5 protein-coding genes are annotated in these 8,906 nt (G+C 34.2%); all 5 read right to left on the minus strand.

Going from position 1 to position 8,906, the window contains the following annotated elements:
* Positions 1-887 (minus strand): substrate-binding domain-containing protein (locus FNW38_RS16935; RefSeq protein ID WP_144066718.1); only part of this gene is annotated, 887 nt, incomplete at its 3' end.
* Between the two features lie 604 nt (positions 888-1,491).
* Positions 1,492-3,273, minus strand: coding sequence for a RagB/SusD family nutrient uptake outer membrane protein (locus FNW38_RS16940; RefSeq protein ID WP_143388956.1), 1,782 nt, complete (start codon positions 3,271-3,273; stop codon positions 1,492-1,494).
* Positions 3,274-3,285: 12 nt separating this feature from the next.
* The gene (locus FNW38_RS16945) at positions 3,286-6,444 is read right to left on the minus strand and encodes a SusC/RagA family TonB-linked outer membrane protein (protein WP_144066720.1); all 3,159 of its coding nucleotides are present in this window, start codon (positions 6,442-6,444) and stop codon (positions 3,286-3,288) included.
* A gap of 237 nt (positions 6,445-6,681) precedes the next feature.
* The gene (locus FNW38_RS16950; RefSeq protein ID WP_144066722.1) at positions 6,682-7,425 is read right to left on the minus strand and encodes a formylglycine-generating enzyme family protein; all 744 of its coding nucleotides are present in this window, start codon (positions 7,423-7,425) and stop codon (positions 6,682-6,684) included.
* A gap of 977 nt (positions 7,426-8,402) precedes the next feature.
* Positions 8,403-8,906 (minus strand): helix-turn-helix domain-containing protein (locus tag FNW38_RS16955; RefSeq protein WP_143388953.1); only part of this gene is annotated, 504 nt, incomplete at its 5' end.

Genomic DNA, 8,906 nt, shown 5'->3' on the forward strand with positions numbered 1-8,906 from the left:
ATGGTATTCAACTTGTTATTTTTAGGAACAATCTCTTTATTGGCTATTCTCAATGCAAGCTTGATAGCTTCGCTACCACCTGTTGGATATAAAACAGTGGCTTCTAAAACTCCATCCTTAACAAATTGAATGCCTCCGTTTGGACCATTAATTCCATCGACTCCTATAAATTTTACTTTTTTTTCCAGCTTTTTTTCCTTAGCTACTGACCATGACTGGTATGCAATTATATCATTATATGCATAGACATAATTAATATCAGAATAACTTTCCAGCGCTTTCACAAACCCATTCTTAGGCAACTCATCATTTTGCGCTTCTAAAGTAATTACTTTAATTCCCGGATATTGATTAACGATTTGTCTAAATCCTAAACTTCTTTCTAAACCAGGCGATGTATAGTAAGCCCCTTTAATTTCAATCACATTGGCATGTCCTTTAGATAATGAAACAATGTGTTTCCCGGCAATTCGTCCTACCTCAACATTATCTGCTCCTAAATAAGCCGTATAATTTGAAGAATTTATTTTTCTATCCACTATGATTACAGGAATACCTTTTGCATTTGCTTTTTCTATTACCGGAATGATAGAGTCTGATTCAAAAGGAGAAACTATTATGACATCTGTTTTATCTTCAATCATTTTTTCAATATCACGAATCTGTTTTTTTGGTTGACGATTCGCATTATAAATTCTCAGGTTAACCTCTGGATGAAGTGACGCTTCAACCTCCATCGCATGATCCATCGATTTTCTCCAAATATCATGATCTATACTTTGTGAAAATCCAATGGAAACTTCTTTTTTATCTTCATCAGATGATTTGCAGGAATTCAGTATACATAAGAAACCTGCCAGCAGTATAAAACAAACTCTTCTTGACATACGATTTATGGTTTATTAAAATAAAATATTTAGAGTAATTAATAACTATTCTTGTAGTTGATTTTTCTGAATTCATATCCGTAAAAACAATCTTAAGAATATAATAAAAGAATATTTTTATAAAGTCCTAAAGGTTTTCAGACTTATGAATATCTTCTAATTGCATTGACAATTAGTTTTTTTGCAGAAATCATATATCATTTTTATATTAAATGTCAAATGATATTTTAAAGTATTAAACAAATATATACATTATTTTACAATTTGTTTATCCATATCAGGTTTTTAAATCCAGGTTTTTGAAAACAATTTTTTATAGAAAAACACCTATTCAGAGATTAAAAAAACTAATTATTAGAAAAGGGGCAATTACAATAATAGAAATTTGATGGTGTGCAGCCAATAAAAACACAAAAACAACTAGTTGAAGCCGGAGCGGATGTACTGTCTGGGGAGTTTTGTTTTTAAAGCCGAAGGCCCTATAGAAACTATTATTGATTTGGAGTAGCTGACATCCCTAATAAATTAGATTAGGAGGCTATCTTTTCAGACAGCCTCCTAATCTAATTTAAAACACTAACAAGCATTATTATTAACCTTATTTTTAATACCCGGGATTTTGTTTGTATAAACCTCCAGTAAAATCAATTTCTCTTTGAGGTATCGGATAATATTCATCTCTACCCGCTGTGAACTCAGCCCCTGAAAGAAAATCTCTTTTTGTTTCTTCTACACCTAAATATTCGTTCAAAACTTTTTCTGCTATTCCCCATCGTACAAGATCAAAGAATCGAGGGCCTTCCATAGCAAACTCCAATCGTCTCTCAAACATAAGTGCCTTCATAGCAGAGTCTTTTGTAGAAAAAGTGGGAGAATCAATAGGGTATTCCTCAATTTTATAATCATTTGAAGCTCCCGCTGCTAACGGCATTGCAGTACTTTTTTTAGCTCTGTCTCTAATCTTATTGATTATAATTCTTGCTGATTCTAAATCGCCTTTTTGTATTAAAGCTTCCGCTTTAAATAATAATACATCTGCATATCTAATGAAATCAACATTCTTTGAAGTACCTATAAATGGTCCGTTTTTCACATAACAAGAACAGTCCGGAGATTGTTGCTCTTTCATATTACCAAAGTACCCATAAACTCCAGGGTCTCTGGCCCAACTGGACTTGTAAACCATATCACCAGCAGTTTTCAGTGTATTTTTATATTTGAATGGTCTTCCTGGAATACCTACCGTATGATCAATTCTAGGGTCAATTGTAACTCCAGCAGCTAAAGGTGCATCCCCATTGCTGATAGTATTAAAAATATCCTCATCCGTATCAGGATCATTATCATTATCATTATTAAAAGTATCCAACAACGGCAAACCACTTGTTGCATCTGTTTTAAAAGCATTTACCATATTCTGGCTGGCCATGTGAAAACCACAACATCCGTAAAGTGGTGTACCATGAGGAGAATTCAATCCGGTAACAAAACTTACTCTACCGGTATTGGTACCGTCATTGATAGAAAATTGTACTGCCCAAATAGATTCTGGTCCGTTATCATGACCGTCTAAAAAGTTATAACCAAAGTCCGGTTCTAAACTTCCGGTTACTTTATCCGCATAATCAATAACTTCCTGTAATCTGGCTTGGTTAATATTTACAACTTGATGTGTATCATTTTGTTCATAAGCCTGATACAATCTTAATTTTGCTAAATAAGCAGCCGCAGCATTTTTATCAGCTCTACCAACTTGCTCTTGTGATTGTTCTAAATTATCGTATGCAAAAAGAAAATCAGCTGCAATTTTATTCCATAAATCCTCATTTGACAAATCATTAGATGTTTTTAAAATTTGTTCTTGAGAAAGATCTTCGGTGATATAAGGAACTTTCTTGAACAACAATTTCAACATAAAATGAGAATGTGCTCTTAAAAAACGTAACTCCGCTTGTCTCACTTTTTTTAGTGGATAATCTGCATCTGGTAAATTATTGATAACCGATAAAGCAAAGTTGGCTCTTGAAATCGCTTTATAATGATTAGTCCAAGTTCTAGGTAACATCAAATCTCCATAATCTGCAATAGTCAGATTATATTGTTCGTAACGATCCACAACATCAACGTCTCCTCGACCCCCTCCGCCTTTGTAGGCATCATCTGACCGTACACTTCCATAAACCCATTGGTGCGTTATTGGCCCCACCATTTCGTCATTACCAATGGCTGCATAAGCCGCGTTAACTAGGGCATCCGCATTTTCAGCTGTTGCTACATTCTCAGGAGACAATACTCCGGTAGGTTCGTAATCTAAAAAATTTGAGCTACAGGATGCCAAAAATAGAATTGACAAGAAGCTGACAACTATTTTATTATATTTTTTCATGAGAATTATTATTTAAAAATTTAAATTTACTCCTAATGACAAAGTAGTAGGCACTGGTATTCTGTTAACATCTGTTCGCTCTGGATCGGAACCTATATAGCCCTTTGGAGTAAACCAAAACAGATTTTCTCCTTGTGCATAGATTCTACATTTAGTTATGAATCCCAATTTATCAACTAAACTATCAGAAAGAGAATATCCAATTTGCATACTTCTAATTTTAAAATAAGAATTATTTCTAAAAAGATAATCTGATGTTTGCGTATCATTATTTACCAAAGAAAGAGAAGGTATAGTTGAACTTGTATTAGTTATTGACCAAGCATTTAATGTTCCTGGGCCTGCATTTTCCCTGCCTTGGACAAAATTATTCCAAAAAATATAAGGATCAACTCCAATTCTTCCTGCTACTCCGGAACCAAAAACGGAGAAGTCAAAATTCTTATACGCTAAACTAATATTAATGCCATATTCTAATTTTGGAAGTGTTGTACCAATGAAAGTCCTGTCATCCGAATTTATAACACCATCACCATTGATATCAACATATTTAATACCCCCAAGTCTAGGAGCTATTTGGGTCGCATGGGAATCAATGTCTGCCTGACTTTGAAATAAACCATCGGTTTTAAAACCAAAAATTTCAAATTGTGAATGATCAATTATGGAGTTTGCAGCTGTCCCTGGATATGCTGCCCTAACTTCTTCCGGTAGATCCGTTATTTTATTTTTTGTTGCACCAAAATTTGTGGAAACATTAAAATCTAATCCATTTTTTAACGTATTTGAATATCCCAATGTAAATTCCCAACCTCTATTTTGAGTAGAAGCCCCATTCAAGAAACGCTGTTGCCCTTCCCCAATAACTGCTGCAATAGGTGGTTTAATCAAAATTCCAATTGTATTTCTTGAAAAGTAATCAAATGAACCGGATAATTTATCTCCGAAAAAACCAAAATCAAGACCTACATTAACCTCTTTGGTAGTTTCCCATTTTAGTCCTGAATTAGCTGCTTGTATCGATACAATCCCAGAAGGTAAATTCCCAGTATTAGCACCATTTAAATCATAGGCAGTCCCTACATTATAAAAGACATTAAAGAAATCCGGAACAAATACCGCTTGATTAGGTCCGTATCGAGCTTCATATAGTCCAAAACGAGCATTGTCACCAATGGATTGATTCCCCACTTCTCCATAACCTACACGTAGTTTAAGACTTGAAACCTTTGTTATATTTTTGAAAAAATCTTCATTATTAATCTTCCAACCTACAGTAGCAGCTGGAAAAATCCCATATCTGTTGTCTTCTCCAAATCTTGATGAACCATCTCTTCGGATAGTAAACGTAGCCAAATACCTGTCTAAAAATGCATAGTTAATTTTTCCAAACTGAGAAAGCAACCTGCTTCCTGTAGATAAACCATTATTTGTTCTGGCTCCTGTAGCTGCAGAAAGTGTAAAATACGATTCTGTTTCTACCGCAAATCCCTCAGCTCGAGCATACAAAGTCTCCAAATCTATTTTAATTGCTTCTGTTCCTATTATTACTCCAATTTTATGATTTGAAATTTTCAAGTTATAACTTAACGTGTTTGAAATTGTTAAACTTGAATATTTGTTGGTATCAAAAGTCAAACTGTTTGTACTTCTATTAACAAAACCATTGCTCACCTTTGGTTCAATGTCTTTTCTATTGAAATCATTAAAATCCATTCCAATACTATTTCTGAAAGTAAGATTTTTCAAAATATCAATTTCTGTAAAAACATTTCCAAACAAAGAAATTCTTTTGTTGTTATCCCATCTGTTTAGATATTGCATCAATAAAGGGTTATTCCTATCGGAATAACCAGACCCTAACGGTCCCGCATAATCACCCGAAGCAGTATATACAGGAATAGTTGGCGCTAATGAAATAGCTAAACTTGGTGTTGGTACATTTCCTACATCATTAGCGGCGTTTCTTTCGTTTGACTGGGTAAATTGAGAATTTACACCAAATCTAACTTTATCATTGAACAACTTAAAATTGGCATTAAGTCTGGCAGAATACCTTTCATAATCCGTATACTTCAACATTCCTGAATTATCTAAGTACCCTAAATTCAGCATTGCATTTGCATCGTCTGATCCACCGGATACCGCTAAATCATTGTTAATAACAAACCCTGTTTTATACATTGTATCCTGCCAATTTGTATCTCCGACAGGCACATTCGTATCACCACCAACATAAGGCTTAACGGTTACGCTGTTTAATACTGGATTATTACGATCATGATTCCAATCAAAATCATATATTTCACCATATCCTCCGGCTGGATCCGCATGATCATTAACTGATGCCTGCCACAAAACCTTACCTCTGTCCAGTGCATTAAGCATTTTATACCGTTGCTTTTTCTCAGAAAGTGATGAAATGCTAGTACTGTAAGAAACGCTCATTGCTCCACCTTTAGCAGCATTTTTTGTTGTTACAATGACAACACCGTTTGCTGCCCTAGAACCATAAATAGAAGACGCAGAGGCATCTTTCAATACTTGAACAGATTCTATAGCACTTGGATTTAAACTGGCAAATACTTCCGGTCTTACTGTAGGGACACCATCAATCACATACAAAGGGTCTGTATTTCCCAGCGTACTTACCCCTCTGATTAAAATCCTGCTATTCGATCCACTGGGATCTCCGGATTTTTCAACGAATAGCCCTGCCACTCTTCCTTGTAAAGCTTGCATAATGTTTCCAGAACTTAGACTTTGCCCTAACAATGGCTTTAAATCTACTACAGTAATAGCCCCTGTTACATCTACTTTTCGTTCTTTTGTATAACCCGTTAAAACAAGTTCACTTAATTGTATTGATTGTATTGATTCTGGTTTCAAAACTACATCTATTGATTCTTGTCCATTCACTTGAATTGTTTGAATTGCAAAACCTGCAAAGCTAAATATCAAGACAGCGTTTTCATCTACATTGTTAAGTATATAATGACCGTCAAAATCCGTCGTGGCTCCAATATTTATTCCAGAAATCATCACTGATGCTCCAGGAAGTGCCATTCCGTCTTCGGAAGAGGTTACGACTCCTTTTATTCTTATATTTTGGGCCGTAAGTGAAAAGAAGGAACCCATTAAAATTAAATAAAGGATAATTTTTCGTTTCATAATTTAGATTGTTTAGTTAAAACTTAATTGGCTAATTATTAAATTTTCAATAATAAAATTGAAATTCCCTTTAGTGACTAAAAATGTTTACATTGGTTTTTCTACTTTATGTGCGGTATGATTTATTGTTGAGGTTATCTTTTTATTGGATAAATAACCATCTGTAACTACCTGCGTCTCTTTTGTTATGCTAGTTTCTATTTTTTCGTTTATCGTCTCGGATAGAGACTTCACTGTTTACTCGATAAAAACCATCCGAAAACCGTAGTAGTAATACCGGAAGCTAGGCATCATGAGACTGCGGCTCGCCACACGGCAGTATGTAGAAGCAAGGAACCAACTACCACCGCGTAGCACACGGAAACCCCCTGATTTTGCGCCTTTTGGATTTGTTTGTGCTCCGGCGGAATAATCACCGTACCAATCCTCACACCACTCCCACACATTACCGCTCATATCATACAAAACCAGTTCGTTAGCACGTTTCTGAGCTACTGAATTAGTTTTATCACCGCTATTTTCTTTGTACCAGCCAGTCAAATCTATACTTTGTCCACCACTAAATTTAAAGCCTTTGCTTTTCTTTCCGCCACGAGCGGCATATTCCCATTCTGCCTCTGTAGGCAAGCGACATATTTTGCCAGTTTTATCGCTCATCCAGTCGCAATAGGCAACGGCATCATCCCAGCTTACGTTTACTATTGGGTGGCTGTCTATCCAACCCCAAGATGGAGGATCTGGCATTTTTCGACCAGTAGCATCGCAGTAGGTTTTCCATTGTAGGACTGTGGTTTCTGTCTTAGCAATGCTGAATGTTTTTAGGGTCACGGGATGAACGGGCTGTTCATCAGCTTCTCCAATACCTTGTTCATCGCCCATATCAAAAGTGCCGCCTTCGACTATTATCATTTCGGGGTAACTTTGTGCTTTTGTAGTAAAAGCAAAAAAGGAAAGGGCTACAAATACGAATAATCTGTTCATTGTAGTTTGTTTTTAAATTAATGATTCGTTTTTTTATAGATAAAATAATTTCAATCTTATTTTTTCCAAACATAATCTACCAATTCAAGCGTGTTCTATTTTCCTTTTTGCACTGATAAAGGAATCACGGGCAACCATAGCTTTTTGTTCCGTTTCATAAATGGGTTCATTAGCATCCATATAATCGTTTGCACAGCCAATGTAATTGTTATTAAAAAATCATGGAAGACGATGAACCTTTCCTCATACAACCAATATATTCCCATATTTAGTTTTTTCCCACTTTGCAAATACCTTACCAATATAGATTCTTAAAAATCTTGATAAAGTAAAATAATACTATTATAGTTGCTGCCCATAGCGCTGCTTGGTCGAAAAAAAACAAGCAATATTGCAATAAGTTTCTCATGATTGTTTTTTACGCTTTGGCAATTAAGATTTCTTAATGGTTACACTAATCGGCTTTAAGTATATTCAATAAAGGACAGCAAACGTAGTTTTCCCCACAACCATTTTTAATTCAAGGGTGCATTGACATTGAGTGGATATTTGTGTTTCGTTAATTACAATAATAACATAAACAACTAATTATTAACAATATTAAAGAATTAAAGAAAAAACTACAACATTAATACAGTCAAAATTTATTTCAAAAACAATTTTTTCACAAAAACACTTTTCTTAAGCCAACTTTTTTAAGAAAAAAAACAGCCAAAAAACAGACCTCATGTAAAGTCTACTCAAATTTACGCTTTTCTTATAATTATTTATTAGTATTGAGCTACTATTTGAATTGAAATGTAATTCTTTTCTTCAATTCTAATTTATAAACGAGTAGAATTGTTATAAAATTTACGGAGGTATCTGAATTGTTTTTCATATCCTTAATATTAATTTTTAGAGATCAGTGGATATATAGATATAATTATACTACGTTAACATTGTTAAAAAGAAAGTAGATCAATAGCAAAAAATATCTATATTTTACTTTTATATTCTTTCGGGGAGACTCCAAATTTATTTTTGAAAGAAGTGGAAAAATAATTTGGTGATGAGAAACCAACTGCATAAGCAATTTCTGAAATGTTCTGGCTCGACTTTTTTAACAGCTCTTTTGATTTATCTAATCGTATATTATTAATATGATCACTGACACTGATCCCTAATATAGCTTTAACTTTTCGATACAATTGCACTCGAGAAATAGTTAAACTTCGCGCAAGATCTTCAACAGTATAAGCTGAATTATCCAAGTTTTTTTCAATAAGATCATTCAACTTTCTAAGAAAATCCTGTTCAGAAACACCAAAATCACCATCCTCAATATTTAAAATATTATTGGTATAATAAAATCGAAGTTTTTCTCTGTTAAAGAGCAATCCTTTAATAGATTGCGCCAAAACCTTTAAATTGAAAGGTTTTGTCAAAAAGATATCGGCTCCGCTTTCTAAAGCCTTTAAATAGGATTCCTGATCATCTGA

This window comes from Flavobacterium gawalongense, from assembly GCF_007097265.1.
GTDB classification, from domain to species: Bacteria; Bacteroidota; Bacteroidia; order Flavobacteriales; family Flavobacteriaceae; genus Flavobacterium; species Flavobacterium gawalongense.

Bases quoted from the DNA above. Each gene is read 5' to 3' on its own strand.
- FNW38_RS16950 (WP_144066722.1), bottom strand. From the start codon at position 7,425: ATGAACAGATTATTCGTATTTGTAGCCCTTTCCTTTTTTGCTTTTACT.
- FNW38_RS16940 (WP_143388956.1), bottom strand. From the start codon at position 3,273: ATGAAAAAATATAATAAAATAGTTGTCAGCTTCTTGTCAATTCTATTT.
- FNW38_RS16945 (WP_144066720.1), bottom strand. From the start codon at position 6,444: ATGAAACGAAAAATTATCCTTTATTTAATTTTAATGGGTTCCTTCTTT.